Annotated in this window: 17 protein-coding genes; 9 read left to right on the plus strand and 8 right to left on the minus strand. The window is 71.3% G+C overall.

Annotated features, from left to right (window positions below):
- Nucleotides 1-146: 146 nt before the first annotated feature.
- Nucleotides 147-4,181: a protein kinase domain-containing protein gene (locus tag WMF19_RS23760; protein ID WP_437901177.1), complete on the minus strand. Its 4,035-nt coding sequence runs from the start codon at nt 4,179-4,181 to the stop codon at nt 147-149.
- 208 nt (nt 4,182-4,389) lie between these two features.
- Between WMF19_RS23760 and rph the strand changes: the two genes are divergently transcribed.
- The 4 genes from rph to WMF19_RS23780 all read left to right on the plus strand — a co-directional run bounded on the left by rph (nt 4,390) and on the right by WMF19_RS23780 (nt 10,576).
- Entirely contained in the window at nt 4,390-7,002 is a 2,613-nt protein-coding gene (rph, locus tag WMF19_RS23765) for a rifamycin-inactivating phosphotransferase (protein ID WP_437901180.1), read from the plus strand.
- A complete protein-coding gene (locus WMF19_RS23770; RefSeq protein ID WP_437901181.1) occupies nt 6,999-7,121 on the plus strand; it encodes a hypothetical protein in 123 nt (40 codons plus the stop codon). Before rph ends, WMF19_RS23770 begins: the two co-directional genes overlap by 4 nt.
- 370 nt (nt 7,122-7,491) lie before the next feature.
- Entirely contained in the window at nt 7,492-8,496 is a 1,005-nt protein-coding gene (locus WMF19_RS23775; protein WP_437901182.1) for a peptide-N-glycosidase F-related protein, read from the plus strand.
- 289 nt (nt 8,497-8,785) lie between these two features.
- Nucleotides 8,786-10,576, plus strand: a complete 1,791-nt coding sequence (locus tag WMF19_RS23780) for a trypsin-like serine peptidase (protein WP_437901183.1) — start codon at nt 8,786-8,788, stop codon at nt 10,574-10,576.
- Between the two features lie 134 nt (nt 10,577-10,710).
- Here the strand turns inward: WMF19_RS23780 and WMF19_RS23785 are convergent, their stop codons facing one another.
- Genes WMF19_RS23785 through WMF19_RS23795 form a run of 3 tightly spaced genes read right to left on the minus strand, consistent with a single transcriptional unit; the run spans nt 10,711 to nt 14,082 of the window.
- Nucleotides 10,711-11,547 (minus strand): hypothetical protein, encoded by an 837-nt coding sequence (locus WMF19_RS23785; protein ID WP_437901184.1) that lies wholly within the window; start codon nt 11,545-11,547, stop codon nt 10,711-10,713.
- On the minus strand, nt 11,547-12,539 hold the full coding sequence (locus WMF19_RS23790) for a hypothetical protein (RefSeq protein WP_437901185.1): 993 nt from the start codon (nt 12,537-12,539) through the stop codon (nt 11,547-11,549). Before WMF19_RS23790 ends, WMF19_RS23785 begins: the two co-directional genes overlap by 1 nt.
- On the minus strand, nt 12,529-14,082 hold the full coding sequence (locus WMF19_RS23795) for a protein kinase domain-containing protein (protein WP_437901187.1): 1,554 nt from the start codon (nt 14,080-14,082) through the stop codon (nt 12,529-12,531). The genes WMF19_RS23790 and WMF19_RS23795 overlap by 11 nt, the downstream gene beginning before the upstream one ends.
- Nucleotides 14,083-14,527: 445 nt before the next feature.
- Between WMF19_RS23795 and WMF19_RS23800 the strand changes: the two genes are divergently transcribed.
- Nucleotides 14,528-15,814: an extracellular catalytic domain type 1 short-chain-length polyhydroxyalkanoate depolymerase gene (locus tag WMF19_RS23800; RefSeq protein WP_437901188.1), complete on the plus strand. Its 1,287-nt coding sequence runs from the start codon at nt 14,528-14,530 to the stop codon at nt 15,812-15,814.
- A gap of 100 nt (nt 15,815-15,914) precedes the next feature.
- Here WMF19_RS23800 and WMF19_RS23805 read toward each other — a convergent pair whose 3' ends face one another.
- Nucleotides 15,915-16,460, minus strand: a complete 546-nt coding sequence (locus tag WMF19_RS23805) for an RCC1-like domain-containing protein (RefSeq protein WP_437901190.1) — start codon at nt 16,458-16,460, stop codon at nt 15,915-15,917.
- Here WMF19_RS23805 and WMF19_RS23810 point away from each other — a divergent pair.
- Nucleotides 16,405-17,169: a CAP domain-containing protein gene (locus WMF19_RS23810; protein ID WP_437901191.1), complete on the plus strand. Its 765-nt coding sequence runs from the start codon at nt 16,405-16,407 to the stop codon at nt 17,167-17,169. The two genes, WMF19_RS23805 and WMF19_RS23810, sit on opposite strands and share 56 nt — an antisense overlap.
- A gap of 188 nt (nt 17,170-17,357) precedes the next feature.
- Here the strand turns inward: WMF19_RS23810 and WMF19_RS23815 are convergent, their stop codons facing one another.
- The 3 genes from WMF19_RS23815 to WMF19_RS23825 all read right to left on the minus strand — a co-directional run bounded on the left by WMF19_RS23815 (nt 17,358) and on the right by WMF19_RS23825 (nt 19,177).
- Complete coding sequence (locus WMF19_RS23815) at nt 17,358-17,918, minus strand: hypothetical protein (RefSeq protein WP_437901193.1); 561 nt, start codon at nt 17,916-17,918, stop codon at nt 17,358-17,360.
- A complete protein-coding gene (locus WMF19_RS23820; protein WP_437901195.1) occupies nt 17,912-18,064 on the minus strand; it encodes a hypothetical protein in 153 nt (50 codons plus the stop codon). Before WMF19_RS23820 ends, WMF19_RS23815 begins: the two co-directional genes overlap by 7 nt.
- Before the next feature lie 78 nt (nt 18,065-18,142).
- On the minus strand, nt 18,143-19,177 hold the full coding sequence (locus WMF19_RS23825; protein ID WP_437901197.1) for an AraC family transcriptional regulator: 1,035 nt from the start codon (nt 19,175-19,177) through the stop codon (nt 18,143-18,145).
- A 128-nt stretch (nt 19,178-19,305) separates the two neighbouring features.
- Here WMF19_RS23825 and WMF19_RS23830 point away from each other — a divergent pair, with 128 nt between their 5' ends.
- The 3 genes from WMF19_RS23830 to WMF19_RS23840 all read left to right on the plus strand — a co-directional run bounded on the left by WMF19_RS23830 (nt 19,306) and on the right by WMF19_RS23840 (nt 23,578).
- Complete coding sequence (locus WMF19_RS23830) at nt 19,306-20,214, plus strand: NmrA/HSCARG family protein (protein ID WP_437901664.1); 909 nt, start codon at nt 19,306-19,308, stop codon at nt 20,212-20,214.
- A gap of 307 nt (nt 20,215-20,521) precedes the next feature.
- Complete coding sequence (locus WMF19_RS23835) at nt 20,522-21,076, plus strand: hypothetical protein (protein ID WP_437901199.1); 555 nt, start codon at nt 20,522-20,524, stop codon at nt 21,074-21,076.
- Nucleotides 21,077-21,355: 279 nt separating this feature from the next.
- A complete protein-coding gene (locus WMF19_RS23840; protein ID WP_437901201.1) occupies nt 21,356-23,578 on the plus strand; it encodes a hypothetical protein in 2,223 nt (740 codons plus the stop codon).
- Nucleotides 23,579-23,634 lie beyond the last annotated feature (56 nt).

Consider the following 23,634-nt stretch of genomic DNA (forward strand, 5'->3'; position numbering starts at 1 on the left):
CCACGTCAAAGCACGCCTCGCGCCACGCCGTTCGGCCCCGGAAACGCGCGCTTTCCTCTCCGTGGGCCGGGCGCGATGTGGCGCGCGCCGCGACAGCCGGCGGGGGCCTGTCGCCTGGGCGGCGACAGAGGGTGTCGGGAGGCCGCTCACGGGAGCTCGTGCCCGTCGAGCTGCGCCGAGAGGCGCGAGAGCCGCCCCTTCCAGAACCGTGTTCCCCAGGTCTTCTGCGTCGCCTCTCCGAGGAAGCCGCGGGCGTCCTCGCGCCTGCCGCTCTCCAGCGCGGCGGCCGCGGCGAAGCAGAGGACCTCGATGTGCTCGCTGAGGAGCGCGGCCTCCCGCACCTCGGCGACGAGCGCCGCCCACGCCTCCGCCGGCGCGCCCGCGCCCTCCACGACCTGCGCGCACAGGCGGACCAGGACCCGCGTGACCGGCGGGGCGGCGCCGAGATCGCAGCGGGTCCGCACCCAGTCGAGGTGGCGCCTCGCGTCGGCGAGCTCGCCGCGCGCGCACTGGATCCGCGCGACGAGCAGCGCGTAGTCCGGCATGGCGCTCGCCTCGAAGAACCGCTGCTGGAGCTCGAGGGCGCGGAGCGCGAGGGGCAGCGCCTCGGCGAGCTCGCCGCCCCAGTAGAGCAGCTCGGCGAGGTTATGGGCCGGGCCGCGCTCGAGGTACGCGTTGCCGAGCTCGCGCGCCAGCGCGACCGCGGTCCTGAGGTCGTTCACGGCGCCCTCCGGGTCCTCGCGCATCAACCGGATCGTCAGCCGGTTCTGGTAGGCGCCGCCGAGGTGCAGGCGGTCGCCCACGCGCTCGCAGCGCGCGATGATCTCGTCGAACCGAGCCTCGGCCTCCTCGAACCGGCCGGCGTAGACCAGCGCGGGCGCGAGCAGCAGCAGGGCGATCACCTGGCTCTCGTGGTCGCCGAGCGCCTCGGCGCGCCTCGCCGCGGGCGCGAGGCGCGCGATGGCGTCCTCGAGCTCTTGCCGGCGGAAGTGCCCGCGCCCGAGGGCCACGTCGCAGCGCACGTCGAGGCCGGGATCCGCGCGCCGCTCCAGGAGGCGCACCGCGCGGTCCACGAGGGCCTGCGAGCCGGCGAAGTCGTCGCACCAGTCCAGGATGGTCGCCTCTTCGAGGAGCAGATCGGCGACCGTGGCGTCGTCCCCGGAAGCCTCGGCGATGGCCCGCGCGCCGCGGAGGTCGTCCGCGGCGTCGTCGAAGCGCTGGATGCGGTAACGAACCTTGCCCCGGCCCGCGAGGGCCGCGCCCCGGCTCACGCGGCCTCGGAGCGCCGCCGCAGCCTCCGCAGGCGCCGCGCCCGCGCGCTCGGTCTCCTCGAGCGCCGCGAGCGCCGCTGTGTAGTGCCGCTCGGCGTCGACGTAGAGGTGCCGCCGCCGCGCCTCCTCGGCGAGCTCGAAGCAAGCCGCCGCCGCCTCGGTGTGCGCGCCCGCCGCCGCCGCGTGGCGCGCGATCCTGGCGAGCGCCGCGCCGCCCTCCCTGGGCGCCGCGAGCAGCCCCCGGAGCGCGATCCCGTGCAGCCGCCGCCGCTTCGCGGCGGGCACCTCCGCCTCGATCGCCCGGCGGAGCAGCGGGTGCGCGAACGCGAGCCGCCCCCCGTCCGCGGCGCGCAGCAATCCGCGGCGCAGGAGCCGCGACAGGCCGACGCCGGGGTCGAGCTCCGCGCACGCGTCGACCGCGCGCTCGCGCGCCGCCTCGTCGAGGAGCCTCCCGATCTCGTCGATCGCGAGCTCGTCACCCGCGAGGGCGCACACCTCCGCGAGCTCGGCGAGCGGCGGCGGCAAGCCGGCGAGCGCGCGCCGCGCGAGGCCGCTCATGACCGGCGCGGCCTCGCCCCGCGCGATCTCGTCGCCGGCGAGGTACCACCCCGGGCCGCCGCGCGCCTTCCTGATGGCGCCCGCCTGCCGGAGCGCGGCGGCCAGGTCGACGACGAAGAGCGGGACCCCCTGCGCGGCGCCGAGCAGGCTCGCGACGACCGGCTCCGGCGCGAACTCGACCGGGTGCAGCCGGTCGAGGAGCAGCGCGCGCGCGGCGTCGGCGTCCAGCGGAGGGAGCGTCCGTTGCCGGGCCCGCGCCGCCCGCTCGCCGAGGAGCGGGCGCGCGGCGGCCAGCGCGGGGTGCGCCGCCACGATGACGGCGAGCGGCGCGCGCGCGCCCGCGAGGGTCGCGATCTCGATCGCGTCGAGGCCGCCCTGGTCGCTCCACTGCGCGTCGTCGACGACCAGCGCGAGCGGGCGCTCCCGCGCGAGCCGCTGGAGCGCCTCGCCGGCGGCCCGGGCGAGCGTCTGGCGGAGCGCGCCGGGCGCGGCGAGCACGGCCGCGACGGCGGGATCGGTCTCGGGCAGGGCGTCGAGCGCGAACGCGACGGCGGACCACGAGGCGAGGCCGAGCTCGGGGCCGAGCCGCGCGACGCAGGCGTCGCGGAGGGAGTCCGCCGCCGCGCCGGTGTCGACGCCGAGGCAGGCGCGGAGCAGCGCGCGGGCGAGCCCGGCCGGCTCGGCGAGGTCGGGCGGCCTCGCCGCGACCGCGATCGCGCGCGCGCCCGGCTCGGCGGAGAGCGCCGCTGTCACCGCCTCGCAGAGGCGCGTCTTGCCGTGGCCGACCTCGCCGAGCAGCGTGAAGAGGAGCGGCACGCCGTCGCGAAACGCCCCGCGCGCGTGCGCGACGACCTCGGCGACGAGATCGTCCCGCCCGCGGAGCGGCAGCGCGAGCGCCGGGGTGTCCAGCGCGGCGGAGCTCGCGCTCGGGGCGGCCTCGGCGCCCTCCTTGGCGGCCTCGGCGCCCTCGTCGAGGAGGGCGGCGGCCTCGGGGGTAACCACCACCGGATCCGGCGCGCCGGGAGGCCAGAAGTCGGCGGGCCGCCCGAGCGCGGCCCCGGCGAACACCATCCCGCCCGCGCCCTCGCGCGCGTGGAGCTCGGCGACGTGCACCGCCGCCGAGGTCACGTCGTCCAGCGACGCGACGAGCCGCTGGGCCGCCCGGAAAGCGGCGCGCGCGCGCAGGCGGGCCGGCCCGGGAAAGGCGATGACGTAGAGGCCGTCCTGCACCCTGGCGAGCCGCCCGCCGAAGGGGGCTGCGACGCCGACGACGCGGTCCATCGGCGCGTTGCCGCGCACCGCGACGAGCGCGACGGGGCTCCGTCGCGGCGGGGCGCGTCCGCTCGCCGCGGCGCCCTGGAGGGGCGAGGCGGCTCCCTCGAGCGCCGGATCGACCGCATGGCGCGGCGACGGGGCCGTGGCGGCCGCGAGCGCCGCCCGCAGCGCCTCGCAGAAGGCGCGCGCCGACCCGAAGCGCTCCTCGCGCGCCTTGGCCAGCGCGCGCAGCAGCACCTCGTCGGCGCCCCGGGGCACGGGCGCGATCTCCGACGGCCGGGGCGGGCGCTGGGAGACGTGCGCGTGCACGACAGCGGACGCGTCCCCGGCGAAGGGCGGCCGCCCTGTGAGCAGCTCGAAGGCGACGATCCCGAGCGCGTACAGGTCCGCGCGGCCGTCGACGTCGCGCGCGTCGAGGCACTGCTCCGGGGCCATGTACAGCACGCTGCCGAGCCGGAGCCCCGTGTGCGTGACCTCGCTCCCCTCCTCCACCGCGCCGTTCGCCCCCGGCCGCGCGAGCCCGAGATCGAGGAGAGCGACGTCCGGCCCCCCCATCCGCCGCAGCATCACGTTCTCCGGCTTCAGATCCCGGTGGACGACGCCGGCCGCGTGCACCGTGTCGACCGCGGCGCCGATCGCGTCGACGAGCCGCATGGCCTCCGCCGGCGCGACGGCGCCCGCCCCGGGGAGCGCCTCCATCCATCGCGCCAGCGTCTCGCCGTCGAGGAGCTCGAGGACGAGATAAGGAAAACCTCCTTCCATCTCGCCCTCCCCGAGCAGCCGCGGCACCGCGGGCGGACCGACCCGGCGGAGCGCCGCCGCCTCGCGCGAGAACCGCGGATCGCCTCGATGGCGCGCGATCTTGAGCGCCACCGCGAGGCCGTCCTCGCGCCGCGAGGCCGCGAACACGCGGGCGAAGCCGCCCTCGTCGAGGAGGCGGAGCCCATCGAACCCCGGGACCCGGGGCACGACCTCCCCCGCCCCGGGCTCTTCCTTCGCGGCGCTCGCGGCCGTGCCGCCGTGCAGGGGGCACCCCGCGACGACACCGATCCTGCGGTGACAGAGGGTGCAGCGCATCCGAGGGGTTTCCTCCGGGGCGATGCTACTGCGCGCGTCGAGCCGCCGGAAGCATGGATGCCTCCCCCCGACCCGAAGAGGTCGCCATCCAGGGGTTTCGTCCGGTAGAGCCCATCCTGGTTCGCGTTATAGTGGCGCGCTTCGGCGGAGGGGGCGTGACGATCCGTCGAGGCGAACGAGCTGCTGACGCTCGGATGGAGGTGAACGGATGCGGACCTTTGTGCTTGGTCTCCAGGAGGTCGATCGAACGAAGGCCAGGTTGGTCGGGGGCAAGGGCGCGAACCTGGGGGAGCTCACCAGGATCGAGGGGATCCGCGTGCCCCCTGGCTTTTGCGTCACGACCGAGGCCTTCCAGCGGATCATGGGAGGAGCGCCGTCGATCGACGGGTTGCTCGATCGTTTGTCGTTGCTCGCGGCGGAGGACCGGGACGGGATCCGGGAGCTCAGCGGCGAGCTGCGCCGGATCATCGAAGGGACGGCCATCCCCGAGGACCTGCAAGAGGCGCTCACCCAGGTTCTTTCGAGGCTTGGCGCGGGCGACGCCTACGCCGTACGGTCCAGCGCGACGGCGGAGGATCTGCCGGGGGCTTCCTTCGCGGGCCAGCAGGATACGTACCTGAACGTCATCGGGACGCAGGCGATCCTGCAGCACGTCCGCCGGTGCTGGGCATCGCTCTTCACCGAGCGGGCGGTGATTTACCGGATCCAGCACGGCTTCGATCACCGCAAGGTCCACATGGCGGTGGTGGTGCAGAAGATGGTCTTCCCGCAGGCGGCCGGGATCGTCTTCACGGCCGATCCCGTCACCTCGAACCGGAAGGTGTCGTCGATCGAGGCTGGCTTCGGCCTGGGGGAGGCCCTCGTCGCCGGCCTGGCGAGCGCCGATCGCTACAAGGTGCGGAACGGCCAGATCATCGAGAAGGCGATCGCCAGAAAGACGCTGGCCACGCGCGCCCTGGAGGAGGGCGGCACCGAAGAGCGGGCGATCGAGCCCGAGCGGCAGGACGGGCAGGTGCTGACGGACGCGCAGATCCTGCGGCTCGAGCGCCTGGGCCGGCAGATCGAAGGGCATTTCGGCCACCCCCAGGACATCGAGTGGTGCCTGGTCGACGAGGAGCTCCACATCGTCCAGAGCCGGCCGATCACGACCCTTTACCCCATCCCCGAAGCCGGTGATCGAGGCAACCACGTCTACATCTCCGTCGGCCATCAACAGATGATGACCGACGCGATGAAGCCCCTGGGGCTGTCCTTGTTCCAGCTGACCTCGGGTGGCCGCATGCTCGCGGCGGGCGGCAGGTTGTTCGTCGATCCCACGAAGCAGCTGGCCTCACCGGCCAGCCGGGACGCCCTCCTGGATCTCCTGGGGCGCTCCCATCCGCCCCTCAGGGACGCCCTCTCGACGCTCATCGAGCGGGGAGACTTCATCGAGCCCTTGCCCGACGAGCCGACGGGCTCGCGCCCCGGCCAGGGCAAGCAGGCGCCGGGGCGCTTCGACGCGCAGGTCGATGACGACCCGGCGATCGTCGCGGAGCTGATCGAGCGCACCCAGGCAGCGCTGGCGGAGCTGAAGCGCGACATCCGGACCAAGACCGGAACGGCGTTGTTCGACTTCATCCAGGAGGACATCCAGCGACGGAGCGTGGCCATGTTCGGTCCGCAGAGCATGGGCGTGATCATGGCGGGCATGAACGCTTCATCGTGGATCAACGAGAAGATGATGGCGTGGCTCGGCGAGAAGAGCGTCGCCGATACGCTCTCCCAGTCCGTGTCGAACAACATCACGTCGGAGATGGGCCTGGCGTTGCTGGATGTCGCCGACGTGATCCGTCCTTATCCGGACGTTGTCGCTCATCTGCAGAACGTGAAGCACGACGGCTTCCTGGATGAGCTGGTCGAGCTCGACGGCGGCAAGGAAGCCCGGGAAGCCATCCAGGCTTACCTCGACAAATACGGTATGCGATGTGCGGGGGAAATCGACATCACGAGGGCCCGCTGGAGCGAGAAGCCAGCGACCCTGGTCCCCTTGATCCTGAGCAATATCAAGAACTTCGAGCCTCGCGCCGGCGCGCGGAGGTTCGAGCGGGGGCGGCAGGAGGCCTCGCAGCGAGCGCGAGCGCTGCTCGACCGGCTGAGGCAGCTGCCGGACGGGGAGCAGAAGGCCAGCGAGGCCCAGCGGATGATCGACCGGCTCCGGAGCTTCATTGGCTATCGCGAGTATCCGAAGTACGGCCTCGTCAATCGCTACTTCGTTTACAAGCAGGCCTTGCTGCAAGAAGCCGAGCGGCTCGTGCAGGCCGGCGTGATCCACGACGCCGAAGACATCTACTACCTCACGTTCGACGAGCTCCGCGAGGTCGTGCGCACCCATCGGCTGGACGACCAGCTCGTCGGCAAACGGAGAGCGGAACACGAGCTCCACAAGAAGCTGTCGCCGCCGCTCGTCATCACGTCCGACGGGGAAGTCGTGGCAGCTGCGCACAGACGAGCCGATCTCCCCGCCGGAGCCATCGTCGGCCTCGCGGTCTCCTCCGGCGTCGTCGAGGGACGAGCCCGCGTCCTCCTGGACATGGCCGACGCGGAGCTGGATCCGGGGGACATCCTGGTCACCCCCTTCACCGACCCCAGCTGGACGCCCTTGTTCGTGTCCATCAAGGGCCTCGTGACCGAGGTGGGGGGCCTGATGACCCATGGCGCGGTGATCGCCCGGGAATACGGCTTGCCGGCCGTCGTCGGCGTGGAGAATGCGACCAAGTTGATCCGGGATGGACAACGCATCCGCGTGCATGGAACGGACGGGTATGTCGAGATCCTGACATGAGATCCGCGGCGCTCGCGCTCCTCGTCGGGGCCGCGCTGGGCACCTTCGATCGTCCTGCCGACGCGGGACCGCGCACCTCATCGCTCGGGTACGTCCACCTCGAGGGACAGACGCTGTGACGAGCATCTCGAAGCTTTTGGCGTAGATTTGAATCGGCGCTGAAAACGTGCACGACTCCGTCCGTCGGGCCTTACCCACCTGGGCGTGGTGGGTCCGCCGCTCCAGCGCGACATCGAGCGGGCGCTCTGATAAATTCGAGGAATGAAGCTGCGTCGCGCGATCCCATGCCTCTGTCCGTTGGCCCTGCTCGCCGCGTGCACGGATGCACAGCCCTCTGACGTGGGCGCTGGCGGAGTCACCGGGACCTCCGAGAGCACTGGGAGCACGAGCGGAGCGACCGGGACCAGCGCAGGCGCTGGCGGCAGCGATGGCAGCGGCGGCAGTGGAGGCAGCGGCGGCGTGCCGCCACGGGACCCCGAGGAGGTCCCGGTGCTTGAGAACGTCGTGTTCTACGACGGCTACGCCGAGACGGTCGACGAACCGATCCCGGACGGCGTGATCCGCCACAACAACTCGCTGGTCGCGACCAGGTTGACCGACGAGCTGCTCGCCAAGGTCCAAACCACCCTGAAGATCCGCGTGGTCGTGGGAGCGCTGTGCGACAACTACGACCGACTCGGCTCGGTCAACCTGGCGCTGGTCCACAAGGGTGCCCAGACCTACGTTCCAGGCGACGTCGACCGGATCGAGGTCGCGCGGTTCGTCACGCCGTTCATGGACATGAACAAGCAGCCGGCGACGGTCCCCTACGAATGGGAGGCCAGCAACCTCGTACCGATCTTGAAGGACGCCGACCTCCTGGCCGATCATGATTTTTGGTTCGAGCTGGGCATCTTCGGCGTGCCTTACGCCGCGAACGACGAGGTCCCCGGCTGCGCCGGTCGCAATGACACGCAGCTCGGATCGCTGCTGTTGTACACCGACAGCACGAAGGAGGCCCAGGACTTCGGCGTCCTGTTGCCGCTGGCGATCAGCGAAGATTTCAACAACTACGCCACGGGCGCCAGCGACAAGGTCGGCACGACCCGCAAGACCGTCGGCTTCGAGCTACCGGCAGACACACAGAATGCACAGCTCGTGCTGATCACGTCGAATCACGGCGCCAACGAGGGCGGCGAGGAGTACATTCGCCGCGAGCACTACGTGTACGTCGACGGCGAACTGGCCTTGCAGTACACGCCCGGGCGCACGTCGTGCGAGCCGTTTCGCAAGTACAACACCCAGGCCAACGGCATCTACGGGCGGTCCCCGCGGTCGGACGCAGCGTGGCAGTCGTTCAGCAACTGGTGCCCCGGCGACGCGATCGACACCCGGATCGTCCCGTGGGGGGCCGCGAGCGCCGGCATGCACGAATTCGTGATCGACGTCCCCGACGCGACCTTCGTCGGCGGGGAGGGCAATTTCCCGTTCTCGCTCTACGTGCAGGCTCAGTGAATTCGTCTCTTTGACGCTCTCGACGGCCCGCGTCGCGGCGCCGTCGTCGTGCTCGATGCCTCGGGCTGGGGCTGCAGATCGAGCTGTGGCCGCGCAGGCCACACCCGCGCGGCGCGGTGCGACGGCCGCGCGACAAGCTCGCCAAAGGCAGCGCGAATTCCGCGGTTCGCGGGCGGTACGTCGATTGCTTGGCCGGGCCTCGAACGCACAGCGACCCAGGCGCGTCGCTGCGTGTCAGCCCACCAGCGCCGCGGCGCCGCGCGAGAGCGCAGGAGCCATGGAGACGATCATGTCGAAGCACCTCTTCCGCACCGCACCGTTCCTCGGAATCCTGATCACCACCGGCTGCGCCGCGACAGCCGGCGTCGATGAGCTCGACGATGAGCCGGTCGGAGAGGCCGAGAGCGCGCTCGCCGCCGAGATGACGCTCAGCCCGAACCAGCGGATCGTCAACGCCGCAAGCCTCTACACCGTGAACCCGGACATCGCGGTGAGCCAGTTCGCCGAGGCGTCGCTGGGCGGCTACTGCAACGGCGTGATGATCGGCCCGAACGTCTTCTTCAGCGCGGCCCACTGCGGGGGCGGGCCGACGACCATCACCTTCCGGACGTACCGAAACGGCAGCACGGCCACGTCGGACACGGAGGCCTTCACGTGCGACGCGATGGAGCAGACGTTCAACGACACGGACGGCGTGCTCTTCTTCTGCTGGCCGAACGCCGCCGGCGAGAACCCGGGCGACAAGTATGGCTACGTCGATTTCGACGTGTCGCCGCCCGTCGTCGGACAGCAGATCTACAGCATCTCGGCGAACAACCAGCAGAACGGCAGCCTCCCCTTCGATACGCGGATGTTCGCGAACGGCCAGGTCACGAGCGTCACCGGCGCGGGGCACTGGTTCACCCCGTCCTCGGCGCCGAACACCGGCGTCGAGATGAACGTCTGGGGAGAAGGGGGCATGAGCGGCTCGCCCCATTTCAACGCGGCGAACGGCAAGATGATCATCGCCCCGCTCTCCACGGCGTGCTCCGCCGGGTGCTGGGGCCGCAACGCGCTCTCGATGCGCGATCTGCTCTACTGGGGGTACATCAACCCGAGCTTCGACCCCGCGGCCCAGGGCCCCACGGTCAACGTCTCGCTCGTCACGAGCCTCGGCCTCACCCCGGCCAACTACTACGGCTGGGCGGACAAGGAGCTCGACTGGGAGTTCGACATCCAGCGCGATCTCGAGCGGCTGCGCGGCGAGGCCCGGCGCGACTGGTACAACCTCGGCTTCGACAGCCAGCGCCGCAACGCGCTCTGGGACCTCACCGCGCTCGCGACCTTCGACCTGGCGAACCGGTGGGCGCGCATCAACCGCACGGCCGGCGCGGGCTACGTCGACGCGCTGTCGCACGGCAAGCTGAACCTGGCCGCGGGCAGCTACCGGATCACGCTCATGACCTACACGCAGGCGAGCCAGTACTCGAGCTCGCTGTGGGTCGGGCTGAAGAGCGGCGCGACGTGGGTCGGGGGCGAGTACGTGGCGAACACCGTGGGTTCGGGCTGGCAGATGCACACGTTCGAGGTGAACGCCCCTTCCGACGGGCTCACGCTCGGGCTCGGCGTGTACGGGACCGCGGACATCCTCGTGTCCGCGCCGAGCGTGGTGAAGAGCACCGCCGTCATGAACTTCGACACCTTCGACAAGCGCACGAACTGGCGCAACGACATCGACGGGAGCCGGGCGCAGGTTGTCCCTGACGGACGGGTGACGGGCGCGCCCAACTGGGCGGTCCGCGTGACGCAGAGCGCGACGGGCTACCCGGTGCGCAACCGCCAGCTCGCGCTGGCCGCGGGGCGGCCGTACCAGATCTGCTTCGACGCGCGCAGGACCACCGCGAGCGGGTCTTCCCAGGCCGAGCTCCGCGTCGTGAGCGGCGGCGCCCAGGTGATGTGGACGAGCTTCTCGCCCTCGAGCGCCTGGAGCACCACCTGCTCGACGTCGTTCACCCCGCCGTCGGACGACAACAACCTGCAGATCCGCGTCACGACCGGAGATCCGGTCCTCGTCGACAACATCGCGATCACCGCGATGTGACGCGACGCCGGCACGACCACGACGGTGAGGGATGGTGGGGGGCGGGCTTCATGCCCTGAGCCCTCGACCGCCTGGCGACGGGAGGCTTTGTCAGGCGCGATAACCTACCTGGGAACGGCCGAGTCGGATCACCGTCACGGGACGAACGCGATGTCGTCCACGAGCATGTCGAACACGGTCGACTTCGCCGTGTGGAACTCGATCGAGTAAGCGTGCGCAGCGTCGAACGCCGGGGGCGCAGGCACACCCCAGCCGTCCGTGCTGAGGATATCGAACATGACCGTGTACTGCGCCCACTCGGTCGTGATGTCGATCCCTTCACCGAAGTGGTCGCCGCAGCCCGTGCCTTCACACACGCCGCCCTCGCGATCGGTGTTGCGGTCGGGGAAGTTCACGTAGATGTGCGTCGGCGCTGCCGCCTTGGCCCAGAAGGTCAGGCCCGAGTAGGCAGAAGCGTCGTAGGTGAGCTTCGCCCCCCCTGGGGCGAGGTTCAGATCGAACCCCATGCCGGCCCCCCTCGAGACGAAGCCGCTCCCCGCGACGTGAGCGGCGTACTCGCTCGGGCCGTGACCGGGCGAGACCGGTACGAATGGGCGGCCGGGCAGAGGGGTCTGCGTGCCGCCCCGGGTACCGTCGTTGTACGTGTACCAGCTGCCGACGCGGTCCGCGCACCGGAGGATCGCGCCGTCGCCGTCCTCCAGGTCGTCGAGGAGCGCGGTGCAGGCAGGGAGCTCGGGCTCCGCGTCCGAGCCGCCCGAGCCGCCCGAGCCGCCCGAGCCGCCCGAGCCGCCCGAGCCGCCCGAGCCGCCGGCGGCGCCCACCCCCTCGCCCGAGCCGCCAGCTCCCCCGGCCCCTCCAGCGAGGCCAAACGGATCGGGGTCGTACTCGCCGGGCGAGATGCCAAGGACGAGGCCGCACCCGTTCAGCACCACCGACGCGCAGAGGGCGACCGTGAGCACCTGGAAGCGCATCAGAAGCTGCCTTGTACGAGCGCTCCGCCCACCGCGGGCGAAAGCCCGAGCGACACGCCCTGGGTCGAGCTCTTCGCCGTGAGCCACAGCACGCCGCCGCCGGCGATGGCCGCGAGGCCGACGCCGAAGACCACGGTCGCGACGTTCGCGCGCGCCACGGCGCTGCCGCGGATGTCCATGCCGCGCCGATCGCAGCGGTCGCCGTTGCAGAACGGGCGCGACTCGTCGAACCTCGACTTTGCCGCGAAGCCGAGCGCCGCCCCGACGCCAACACCCACGACCCCTGCGCCTGCCGTGACGAGCGCGATCGTGCGGCGCCCATCCCCCGCGCCGCCCGCGTCCCTCGATGCAGGGTCGTCCTCCAGAGGGCGCACGACGAGGGTCGAGGTCACGCCGCCCGGCTTCACCTCGACCTGCGCCGTCCAGGCCCGCTTGCCGGGCGCGCTCGCCTGGATGACGTGGGTCCCTGCGTCGACCGGCATGGGCACGCCCCACTGGCCGGGGCCGACCGGCGTGCCGTCGCGCTTCACCTCGAGGCCCGGCGTGCTCGCGGCCTCGACGACCACCGAGAGGCGGGAGACCTTCGGCTGGACGGCCGCCGCGCGCTCGCGCGCCTTCGCCTCCTTCACGCGGTCGCCGCTCGCGTGCACCCGCGCGGCGACCTCGAGGAACTGCGCCCACGCGGAGGCCATCTTGCCGATGCGCTCGTAGCAATCGGCGAGGAAATAGCGGGTGTTGACGCTGTCGTAGAGGCGCAGGCTCTCCTCGTACTTCGGGCAGGCGCGCGACGCCTGGCCAGCGTCGACGAGCGCGCCCGCCTCTCGGAACAGCGCCACGGCGCCCGCCTTGTCCTCGGCCCTCGCCGCGCGCCCCCCCGCGATCGCCGCCGCCAGGCCGATGCCGATCGCGCAGAGGCGCGCGGCGCGCCCGCGCTTCGGTCGGCTCTTCGTCTGCGGCGGCGTCATCGTGTCGGCGAAGGTATCAGAAGACATCGCGCGAGAACGGGTCGGCGCTGGAGGGCCGCTTCACCTGCGGCGCGCCGCGCTTCGCCGGCTGCGCCGAGCCGCCCGGCCTCGCGGGCTTCTGCGTGGCGGGGGCGGTGGCGCGCCCCTCGGGCGGCGGCCCCTCGGCCGACGCGCGGGGAGCGGCGCTGGACGGCGCGGCGCCGGCGACCGCGGCGACGGCAGCGTCCGGCGCGGCGCTGGCGGCAGGCTCGACGGCAGCCTCCGGCGCGGCGCTCGACTGCGCGGGGCGCGGCTCCGGCGCGGCGCTCGGCTGCGCGGCGCGCGGCTCCGGGGCCGCGCCCTGCGGGCCGGCCGCCGACGCGGCCTCGCGCTCGATGTCGCGCGGGGCCCGGTCCGGCAGGCGCCAGAGGAGCAAGCCGCCGCTCACGACCGCAAGCCCGATCCCGATCGCGATCGAAGCGGCGCGCCTGTCGCGCGACGCTGGCTTGCGGTTCGTCGTACCGAGCGGCGCGATCGTGAGCGCTCCCGCGTCGAGGGGCACGGTCGCCGCGGGCAGGGTCGCCCCGGCCGCCGTGACCGCCGGCGCCACGCGAGGAGCGCCGGGCGTCAGGGTCCCGGCCGGGAGCGCGCCGCGCAGCGCGCCGAAGAGGCGCTCGGCCGCCGCGCGCGCGTGCGGCGGGGCGAACGGCACGAGCGCGAGCGCGAGATCCGCGACGGTCGGGAACCGGCGATCGCGATCGCGCGCGATCGCCGCGAGGATCACCTGCTCCAGCGGCTCCGGGAGGTCCGGGCGGAGGGCGCGCGGCCGCTGCGGCTCCCCCTGCGTGACCAGGTAGACAAGCTGCGCGAGCTCCTGCGCGAAGAACGGCGTCCGCCCCGTGAGCAGCTCGAAGAGGACGACGCCCAGCGAATAGATGTCCGCGCGGCCGTCGACGTCGCTCGAGGAGCGGAGCTGCTCGGGGGACATGTAGAGGGGCGAGCCGAGCACTCCCCCCACCCGCGTCAACGCGTGGTCCTCCGCGTGCGTCATCTTGGAGATCCCGAAGTCGAGCACCTTGACGCACGGCGAACCGTCCGCGTTCCGCGTGACGAACAGGTTGCTCGGCTTCACGTCCCGGTGGACGATTCCTTGCGCGTGCGCCTCCGCGAGCGCCTCGCAGACCTGGAGCACGAGCTCGACGGCAACGGGCACCGCGAGGCGCCCGCTCTCCGCGAGCACGGCGGCGAGGTCCCTCCCCTCGAGGTGATCCATCACCATGTACGGCGCGCCGCTCTCGAGCGTGCCGACGTCGGCGACGCGCACGACGTGCTGGCTGCGAACGCGCACCGCGGCGCGCCCCTCCCTCAGAAAGCGCTGGAGGATCTCCGGATCCCGCACGTACTTCGGCAACAGCACCTTGATCGCGACGCGCTCGTCGAGGGCGAGGTGGCGCGCGGCGACGACGAGCCCCATGGCGCCCCGTCCGAGGACGCTCTCCACGCGATACTTGCCGAGGAGGACATCCCCGGGGGCAATCGTGGTCTCGTCGGGGCTCGACATGGCAGGCCAGGGCAGCAGAAGGGCATCCACTATGCCACGCCATGGTCAGAGGCCCATGCAATTTTCCACTGCACCGGCCTCGGCCGGGCAGCGCTGCCATGGATGGGCCCATGCTGTCCTGTCGCGATCGCTCAACCCTGACTCGTTGCGACCCGCCGGGAGTAGAGCGACGACGACCTGATCTTCAGCGATGGCCGCGGCGCTGACAGGCCCTTCCATATCCTTCCACCGATTGTTACGAAACGACACACCCCGACCGATTGTTACGAAACGACACACCTCCTCGCCCAGCGATCGTGGCTTGCCTCGACTACGCACCTCGGCTTGCCTGAAATATGATACAAATGCTCTCACACATCGAAGCCGCACCGCGGCAATTCACATCAGGATCGGAAGCGACAGTTCGGAGCTCGGTCCGTCGCGATCTCTGTTCTACTCGTCGACTGTTATTAATATATCGATAGCGAGGTAGCCAATGATCACCACTCTTCGATTCGTCGCGCCCGCCGCCGCTTCCCTCGCAGCTGTATTGCTCGCGATCTCGCCGTCACTGGCGGCTTCGTGGCAGACCCGGGTCGACTACGGCGGGAACACGCCCATGGACCTCTACGTCCCGGACAAGGTCGACGCTTCGCCGGGGATCGTGGTCTCGCTGCACTACTGCAGCGGGAACGCAGGAAACGCTCATGGCTGGTTCCAGGGTCTGGCGGATCAGCACGGCTTCCTCATCATCACGCCGCAAGCAGGCGGCAACTGCTTTGATGCAACGCCCGCGCGCAGCGGTGAGCGAGAGGCCATCACCAAGATGGTCCAGTACGCCATCACACAGCACCACGCCGATCCGACCCGGGTCTTCGCTGCGGGGGCGTCCTCCGGCGCTTGCATGACGAACGCGCTCCTCGCTGCCTACCCCGACGTGTTCGCCGGGGGTTCGGTGCTGGCTGGTGTTCCCGCCGGCGCCTGGACGGGAGGCAACGCCTATGGCTGGACGACCCCTGCCAACAGGACCGCTGCCCAGTGGGGTGACATCGTGCGCAAGGCGAGCCCGAACTTCACGGGCGCACGGCCTCGGATTCAGCTCTGGCACGGAACGGCTGACACCACCCTCAACTACGATCCGAATTTTCCTGCCGAGACCGCGCAGTGGACGAACGTCCTGGGTCTGAGTCAGTCCGACAGCAAGACGAGCAGCTTCAAGGGTTCCTCGGACACCTGGAGTCGGACCTCTTACACGAATGCTGCCGGGACGCTCGTCCTGGAGACGAACTCCGCGCAAGGCGCCCCGCACGATCTCTCGGGGCGAGGCCTGTGGGCCGACGCCGTGCGCTTCTTCGGGCTGGATATGGACCCTCCGTCCACCGGAGAAGGCGCGGGCGGCGGTGATGGCACCGGAGGCAGCGACGCGTCGGGCGGAGGCAGCAGCGCCTCCGGCGCAGGTGGCGAAGGTGGCAGCGCAAACGGCGCCACTTCAGGCGCAGGTGGCAACGCGAGCGGCAGCACTGCTAGCAGCGGAGCGACCACCGGAGGCGCGGCGCAAGGCACCAGCGGAGCCACCACGGGCGGCTCGACGAGCAACGCGGGTGGAAGCACCTCTTCCGGAGACAGCGATCCGACCACGACAGGCGGCGACAGCGCGTCGGACGACGGTGGGTGCAGCTTCAACGTGGCCTCCAGTGGTCAGCTGCCCGGCGGCGCGCTCGTCGGATTGCTCGTGGCAGGGCTTGGCGCGCTGGCCCGCCGCCGTCGCCGATCGGCTGCGTGAGCGTGCAGCGCCGGCGTACGGCCCGGGTGGCCTCGCACCCGGCGCGCCGGCGCTCCTCCTCGGCCTCCCAGGCTCCTGAGCCCCTCCATTCGAGCTTCGCTCAGCAATCTACCGCGCCATCCGTGGTTCGTCCGCAGGTGTGATCCGCGCCTGCGCTGATCTGGAGGAACGTGCCCTTGGGGCTTGACGTTTCCGGAATGTTTAGATTTCCTTCCATCATGAAAACGGCTTTCATTCGCTTTCGACTCGTCGCATCGACGGCGCTCCTCGTCGCGGCCGCCGCGTCCTGCGGCAGCGAAGATACCGATCCTGACACGGCAGGTTCATCGGGCGGCTCACCGCCAGCCGGCGGTTCGGGCGGGACGGGTGGAGCGGCCGCGAGCAGCGGCAGCGTGGGTTCAGGCTCGGGCGCCTCGAGCGCCCAAGGAACTGGCGGCAGCTCTACGGGAGGTTCGTCAGCGGTCAGCACAGGCGCAGGGGAAGGCGGCTCGGCAGGCACGGCATCGGGGGGTTCGGGAGGGTCGACGCCCGAGACGGGCGATCGCTCGCCGGAGGGCACCTGCGCGCGCTTCAACGCCGACACGGCCGACATGAGCGAAGGCACGTGGAGCGGCTCGCTCGATCCCGAGTGCGACCCGGGAGACATCTCTGCCGAGGGTCGAGCGAACGCGCTCCGGCTCTTCAACCTGTACCGCTGGCTGGCAGACTTGCCCCCGGTCGTGACCGAGCCCACCCGCGACGCCCAGGCCCAGGCCTGCGCGCTCATGATGGACGCGAACAACTCGCTCTCGCACGAGCCGCCGGAGAGCTGGAAGTGCTACTCGAAGACAGGCGCGGACGGCGCGAGGACGAGCAACATCTCGAGCGGCCCAGGCGTTGCGAGCGTTCAGGGCTATCTGATCGACCCCGGGAACGAGACGACCTTCGGCCACCGGCGCATCATCCTTGCGAACGATCTCGGTCCGATCGGCCTCGGCTCCACCGGTAAGAACGGCGCCTCCTGCATGCAGAACATCGGAGGGACGGGGCGCGCAGGCAAGGAGTGGACGGCATGGCCTCCGCCCGGGGTGTTCCCGATTCAGGCGTACGGCGACCGCTGGAGCACGCTCAGCGACACCGGCTGGTCGATCCAGAGCGAGGACATCGAGCTCGAGAACGCCGAGGTGACGATCACGAGCGCCGGAGCCCCTCTGGCCGTCGATGTCGAGCCGCTCCAGGGGCGCTACGGCTCCACGAACGCCATCCGCATCGTGCCGAACGGCTGGGACCCTGAAGCCGGCAACACCTACTCCGTGAGCGTCTCCGGAATCTCGGCGACCATCGCCTACGACGTCGTGTTCGTCGACTGCGAGTAGAGGATCCTCGTCAACGCAGGGCAGTGGACCAGCGCCCGAACCCTGGTCGATTCCCTGGTCGCCCCCCATCCCGCCACGGCATCGCTGCTCGATGCGATCGAGGCCCAGGGGTTTTCACGGGGTGTATCCGACGGCAACTGACGGCGCAGCCGGTCAGCGCGCGGCGGAGAGGTCGAGAAGCAAGAGCGTCATTTCGGGACCTTGACGTCGAGCTTGCCGAGGCGCGCGAGCAGCGGGCCCCGATCCTCCATGGCCACGCCGACGAGCCTCCGCGCAGACGCATCGTCGAGCTTCGGGACGGATCGCGCTGCGAATCCTGCCTCGTCCGCGGAGGAGACCTGAAAGATCAGGTGGTAGACGCCGCTGTTCGAGACCGCGAGCACGCGCTGCATCTCCCCCAGGCCGAGCAATCGGCAGAGCGCCGCGGCAAGGAACCCCGCGGCAGCACGAGCGAGAGCGCCGCCGCGAAACGAGAGCGAGACGTGGTGCTCGCGTCCGTCCTTGCCGGCCTCGGCGACTGTATACACAACGGCGATGTCGGCAGACGTGATGAACGCATTGCCCTCGGCGAACGGGTCCGCGGGCGGGCCCTCCCCGACGCGCCTGAGCGCTGTCTCCTTCGCGCGGCCGACCCCGCGCGAGAGCTCGATCAGGTGGTCCGGCGAGAACAGTCGATCGTAACGCGGCCGCTTCATCGCGAACCGGTAGATCAGGAACACAACGAGCCCGACGAGCAGCCATTTCAGCATCGGACCTTGCACCTCCGCGCCCAACCACCGAGACAGACCATCACGCCCGCGGCGAGCGGCAGGGCGGGCGCCTCGCTGGCCTGCGTCGAGCCCGGGGCGCACCCCTTGTCCTGAACCGCCGCGGTGTGCGCGTTCCTTCGTCCCATGGCGAGGCATCGTGCCGGTCCTCGCGCGACTCGTCCACGGGGAATCACCTCTGCCGTCGCCTCTCGCCTACCCGCGCCTCACGCCCTTGCGGCTCGTCGGGCTGGCGGATCCTGGCCTCCCCCGGCTCGGGGCCGGGCGCCTGGCTCAGCGGGTGGGTTGCTCTGGCGCGCGTGCTGCTGGCGACGGTAGGCCCCTGGGGCCATGCCCGACCACTGTCGGAACGCGTGGCTGAACGAGGCCTCCGACGCGTAGCCGGTGAGCTGAGACGTCAACGCGAGCGTCGCGCCTTCGCGCAGCAACATCGTCGCCCTCTGCATGCGCATCCGCGTGAGGAAGCCGAGCGGCGGCTCGCCGACGAGGCTCGTGAAGCGCGCAGCGAAGGCGGACCGCGACAGCCCGACCTGCTCGGCGAGCGAGGCGACCGTCCACGGATGCTCCGGTCGGCCGCTCATCAGGCCCAGGGCCATGGCCACGCCCGGATCGCGCAGCGCGCTCACCAGCTCGAGCGATCGACACGAGTGCGAAGGCTCGTTGCCCAGCGTCTCGACGTATGCCCGCATCACGTGGATGAACAGCACGTCTGCCATGCGGGCGAGCGCGAGATCGGAGCCGAACGGCCTCGACTCGATCTCGCGCGCGAGGAGACGGAGGTGCTCCACGAGCGCCGTCTGACCCGCGCCCGCACCCGCGAGCCGGAACACGGGCGGCAACGACGACACGATCGGGACGGAGAACGGATCCTCGAGCTCGACGAGCGCCGACGTGACCCTCGCCTCGGTCCCCACGCCGCCCAGGGCCAGGCGCCACACGCGCTCGTCGCCGCCCGCGCGGACCCCGGGCAGCGCTTCGAGAGCGACCACCGGCGTATCGGCACGATCACGGAGCGAATGCGCCCTGCCGTGCGGCACCACGGCGACATCACCGGTCGCCAGGGCGAGCGCGTGGCCGTCGTTGTCGGCCGAGACCCAGGCCGTGCCGCTCACCACGTGGTGGACGCAGAAGGTCGAAGGCCTACCTCGAAGCGCGACGCCCCATGGCGCCTTCGCGTCGAGGCAGGCCCACGACGCCGTTCTGGCTCGAACCGAGGACAGGAGTTCGCTCAACGCGTCCATGAGCGGCCCCGGCTGGACGATTTCGCAAACAACGTGGACGCGCTCGGCTGGTCGCAGCCGCTCGAGCGCCGCATGGTTGGGGGGTAATTCGAGGCCTTCATTCGCCTCAGAAAGGGTAACTCATGTCCATCGAAGCGACCACCGGGCCCGTGCTGGTCACCGGCGCCACGGGCAGGCAAGGCGGGGCCGTCGCCGCTGCGCTGCTCGAGCGAGGCGTCCCCGTGCGTGCGCTCGTTCGTGACCCTGGCGCGGCCCCTGCAATCGCGTTGCGCGCTCGAGGCGCGGCCCTCGTGCGGGGCGACTTCGACGAGCCCCGCTCGCTGCGCATCGCCTGCGAGGGAGCGCGGGCGGTGTTCTCCGTGCAGCACCCGAACATGGCCGATCTCGAGTCGGACTCCGAGCGAGTACAGGGGAAGAACCTCGTCGAGGCAGCCCGGGCCGTCGGCGTGCCGCAGTTCATCCACACCTCGGTGTCCGGAGCCGGCGCGCACCACCGGCGAGCGCCGGGTTGGGAGCTCGAGCGCGGTCATATCCGCAACTACTGGGAGAGCAAGGCGTACACCGAAGAGCTGGTGAAGAACGCCGGATTCCGCTTCTGGACCCTCATCAAGCCGTCCTTCTTCATGGAGAACTTCGTCCGCCCTTCCATCATGTTCGAGGGGGGCACGGGGGACCGCCTGCTCACCACGATCGCGCCTGACACGGAGCTGGCCCTGGTCGCCGTGCAGGACATCGGGGCAGCGGCCGCAGCCGCTGTCCAGGAGCCGTCACGGTTCCACGGCGTGGAGCTCGAGCTCGCGAGCGAACGGTTGACGATGCGCGAGATCGCCCGGGCCCTGGCCCGTGCGCTCGACCTTCCCATCGAAGCTCCGTCGCTCACGGCCGACGAGGCCATCGCCCGGGGTCTGATGCCCACGATCGCGCGCCCGCACGAGCGGCTGAACCACCACGGCAGCCCGGCCACGCCCGAGGCGGCACGGGCGCTTGGCATTCCACTCACCAGCTTCGAGACCTGGCTTCGACACCACCCCCTGTGAGGTCGGGGGCTGGCCCGATCACGCGCGTTGCTGCGACGCCGGGAGCCGCCCTGATCTGAACGCCGCGTGCGATAGCCCCGAGCTGGCGGAACTGGCGGCGCGCGTGGCGGCCGCCAGGTCCCGGAGCGCGGAGGGGGCCAGAAGATCCGGCAAAAAGGCCGCGGCACACCGCTCGCACTACGTGCCCACCAGAACGCCGCGAAGGTCCGACCTCGCGCTGGTCCCGCCGTTGCGGGGCAGCGCGAGGCCCGGAAGCGGCGTGTTAGCCCGAGCCGGCGCCACGCGCCGCGCTCGGATGGAGGCACTCATGTCGGTTCATCATGCCATGTCCATGCTTCTCCCTGTCCTCGCGCTCGCCTGCTCCGCAGCGCAAGGCGGCGCCCCGGAGCCGCCGGAGAGCGCCACACCGCAGCACGACGACGCAGCGGCGCCGGCCAGCTCGACAGGCGCGAAGAGCTTCGTCGACGCCGAGTCGTACTTCACGAGCTCGGCCGAGATCGACGCCTGGTACGGGCTGCTTCGCGAGCTGAACGACGACTTCGATGTCGTGTGCGGCGACACGTTCTGCGAAGGCGATTTCACGAACTACATGCCGCTTCGACTCCGTTGCTCCGTCGAGGAGCACGCCGGGACGATAGGGAGCTGCGTGTGGGTCCTCGCCGCGAGCAACGAGGAGATCGTGCCTTCCACGGGCGAGGTGGAGGTGGACGCGAGGATCTTCCTCTGCGAGATGCCCGTCGCCCCGGACACCGCCGTGACCGACCTCGTCGAGGCGCTCTCGGCGCCGTCAGGTCGGGCGATCAACGCGGCGCTCCCTGGAACGGACAGATCGCTCTACGACGGCCTCGTCGAGTGCCTCTGACCCGTCGTGCGCTTCGTATGAGCTCCACGCTCACGCGAGGGCTCATGTCGCCTCGCCGACGGCGCGCCCGCGCCGCGGCGCGACCGACGCCGGTGTCACGAAAACGACACGGATGAGCGCTATGACATGAAGGACGGATGAGCCGGGTGCATTCATGAGCCGGAGGCGCGCATCCACCGCTGCGCCTCTGCCGGCCGCCCGTCGATCGCCGGACGTCCGGGGCCATCGCGGCCCGCCCCGTCCGGCGCGTTTCGGTCCGATTTCATCGAAAGGCTCGTCATGGCAAGCTCGCTCTCCACAGGCCGGCGCATGGGCGCCCCGCGCCGGCATCTCACGTCCATCACCGCGCTCGGGCTCTCTCTGGCGCTCGGCGCCGCGGCCGCGTCGTGCGTCGCTCCAGAGGTCGTGTCGCCGGCCCAGGCCCCGGGCGCGGGCGGCGCCGGAGGCCGCGACGGCGACGGCGACGGCAGCGCCGGAGGCCGTGACGGCGGCGGCGGCGCCGGAGGCCGTGACGGCGGCGACGGCGGCTCCGCCGGAGCGGTAGAGCAGGGCGGCGGAGGCGGCGGCACCGCGCCGGGCAGCACGCGCGTCCTCACGTTCCACAACGACAACGAGCGCACCGGCGCGAACCTCGCCGAGACCACGCTCACCACCGAGAACGTGAACGCGAGCCAGTTCGGGCTCCTGTTCCGGCGCGCCGTCGACGACCAGATCTACGCGCAGCCGCTCTACGTGCCCGGCGTGGCCATCCCCGGCCAGGGCACGCGCGACGTCGTCTACGTCGCCACGATGAACAACTCGGTCTACGCGTTCGACGCCCGCGATCCGCAGGCCGGCGAGCCGCTCTGGCACGTCAACTTCAACGATCCGGCGAACGGCGTGACGCCGGTCGACCACCTCGACGTCGGCCAGGCGTGCGGGGTTTACCGGGACATCAGCGGCAACATCGGCATCCTGAGCACGCCCGTGATCGACGACGCGACGGGCACGATCTACGCGGTCGCCAAGACCAAGGAGAACGGCGGCGAGCAGGTCTATCGGCTCCGCGCGCTCGACCTCGCCACCGGCGCGGAACGGCCGAACAGCCCGGTCGTCCTCGAGGCCAGCGCGCCGGGCACCGGTGACGGCAGCGTGGACGGCACCCTCGTGTTCGACCCGGCGATCGAGAACCAGAGGCCGGCGCTCACGCTCGCGAACGGCATGATATACATCGCCTTCGCCGGCTACTGCGACACCGGGCCTTACCACGGCTGGGTCCTCGCCCACGACGCGGCGACGCTGAAGCAGCGCGCTGTCTGGAACGACACGCCCGGCGGCTGGGCGGGCGGCATCTGGATGGCTGGACAGGGGGTGAGCGTCGACGCCGACGGCAGCGTTTACCTCCTGACCGGCAATGGCACCTTCGACGGCGCCGAGAACTTCGGCAGCAGCGTCGTCCGGCTGTCTCCCGAGCTCGAGGTGCTCGATCACTTCACGCCGTACAACGTCGAGCACCTCAACGAGCTCGACCTCGATCTCGGCTCGTCCGGCGCGCTCCTCCTGCCCCGCTCGAACCTGCTCGTCGGCGCGGGCAAGGGCGGTTACGTGTACGTGCTCGATCGCCACGACCTGGGCGGGTTCAACCCGGAGGGCGACACGCAGATAGTGCAGACGTTCCCGGTGACGCAGGACCACGTCCACGGCTCCCCCATCGTCTGGGATCTGCCGGGCGGCTCGATGATCTACGTGTGGGGCGAGAACAACTACCTCCGCGGCTTCCGCTGGGACGGCGCGCAGTTCCAGCCGGCCGGCCAGAGCCAGCGGCCGGCGCCGCCGGGCATGCCCGGCGGGATCCTCTCGCTCTCGGCGAGCGGCGGCGCCCCCGGCACCGGAATCCTGTGGGCGACGCACCCGCTCCGCGGCGACGCGAACCAGGCCGTGCGCCCGGGGATCCTGGAGGCGTTCGACGCCTCGGATCTCTCGCGCGTCCTCTGGACCTCGCAGCAGATCGCCGCGCGCGACGACTGCGGCGATTTCGCCAAGTTCTCGCCGCCCACCATCGCCGACGGCAGGGTCTTCCTCCCGTCGTTCTCCAACCAGCTCTGCGTCTACGGGCTCGGCGACTTCGGCGACGACCCCTGCTTCAACGGCGTGGAGGACGAGGGCGAGGGCGGCGTCGATTGCGGCGGCGCCTGCGCCCCGTGCGGACCTCGCGAGGTGCTCTGCCCCGGCGCGGGCGCCATCCTTGTGGGCGACGAGTATCCCTGTGATCTCGGCGGTGAGCACGCGATCGCGAGCGTGGGTATCTCGGTCGGCTGCAACGACGGCGAGACCGCCGACTTCGTCGTGACCTTCGACGGGCCGACTCCCCTCGAGGTCACCGCCGCTTGCGATACGAGCTTCGCGGTGAGCGGCGTCGTGTCCAGCCAGGCCACGCTCCGCATGGTCGGCGGCGGCGGTGACGACGGGCAGATCTCCTTCGAGTGCTGCGGCTCGAACGGCTGGTCGATCGCCTTCGAATGACCGTCTCCAGGGCGGCGCCCGGCCCTACCCCGCGGCGCAGCCCGGGCGCCGCGACA

This window comes from Sorangium sp. So ce124 (assembly GCF_051525235.1).
GTDB lineage: Bacteria > Myxococcota_A > Polyangia > Polyangiales > Polyangiaceae > Sorangium > Sorangium atrum.

Excerpts from the sequence above, each read along its gene's own strand:
- WMF19_RS23785 (WP_437901184.1), bottom strand. The coding sequence starts at position 11,547 with ATGCGCTTCCAGGTGCTCACGGTCGCCCTCTGCGCGTCGGTGGTGCTG.
- WMF19_RS23840 (WP_437901201.1), top strand. The coding sequence starts at position 21,356 with ATGGCAAGCTCGCTCTCCACAGGCCGGCGCATGGGCGCCCCGCGCCGG.
- WMF19_RS23760 (WP_437901177.1), bottom strand. The coding sequence starts at position 4,181 with ATGCGCTGCACCCTCTGTCACCGCAGGATCGGTGTCGTCGCGGGGTGC.
- WMF19_RS23800 (WP_437901188.1), top strand. The coding sequence starts at position 14,528 with ATGATCACCACTCTTCGATTCGTCGCGCCCGCCGCCGCTTCCCTCGCA.
- WMF19_RS23805 (WP_437901190.1), bottom strand. The coding sequence starts at position 16,460 with ATGTCTCCCGGGTCGCACTCGGGATCGAGCGAGCCGCTCCACGTGCCT.
- WMF19_RS23835 (WP_437901199.1), top strand. The coding sequence starts at position 20,522 with ATGTCGGTTCATCATGCCATGTCCATGCTTCTCCCTGTCCTCGCGCTC.
- WMF19_RS23790 (WP_437901185.1), bottom strand. The coding sequence starts at position 12,539 with ATGTCTTCTGATACCTTCGCCGACACGATGACGCCGCCGCAGACGAAG.
- WMF19_RS23770 (WP_437901181.1), top strand. The coding sequence starts at position 6,999 with ATGAGATCCGCGGCGCTCGCGCTCCTCGTCGGGGCCGCGCTGGGCACC.
- WMF19_RS23820 (WP_437901195.1), bottom strand. The coding sequence starts at position 18,064 with ATGGGACGAAGGAACGCGCACACCGCGGCGGTTCAGGACAAGGGGTGC.
- WMF19_RS23810 (WP_437901191.1), top strand. The coding sequence starts at position 16,405 with ATGAGCGAAGGCACGTGGAGCGGCTCGCTCGATCCCGAGTGCGACCCG.
- rph (WP_437901180.1), top strand. The coding sequence starts at position 4,390 with ATGCGGACCTTTGTGCTTGGTCTCCAGGAGGTCGATCGAACGAAGGCC.
- WMF19_RS23780 (WP_437901183.1), top strand. The coding sequence starts at position 8,786 with ATGTCGAAGCACCTCTTCCGCACCGCACCGTTCCTCGGAATCCTGATC.
- WMF19_RS23815 (WP_437901193.1), bottom strand. The coding sequence starts at position 17,918 with ATGCTGAAATGGCTGCTCGTCGGGCTCGTTGTGTTCCTGATCTACCGG.
- WMF19_RS23825 (WP_437901197.1), bottom strand. The coding sequence starts at position 19,177 with ATGGACGCGTTGAGCGAACTCCTGTCCTCGGTTCGAGCCAGAACGGCG.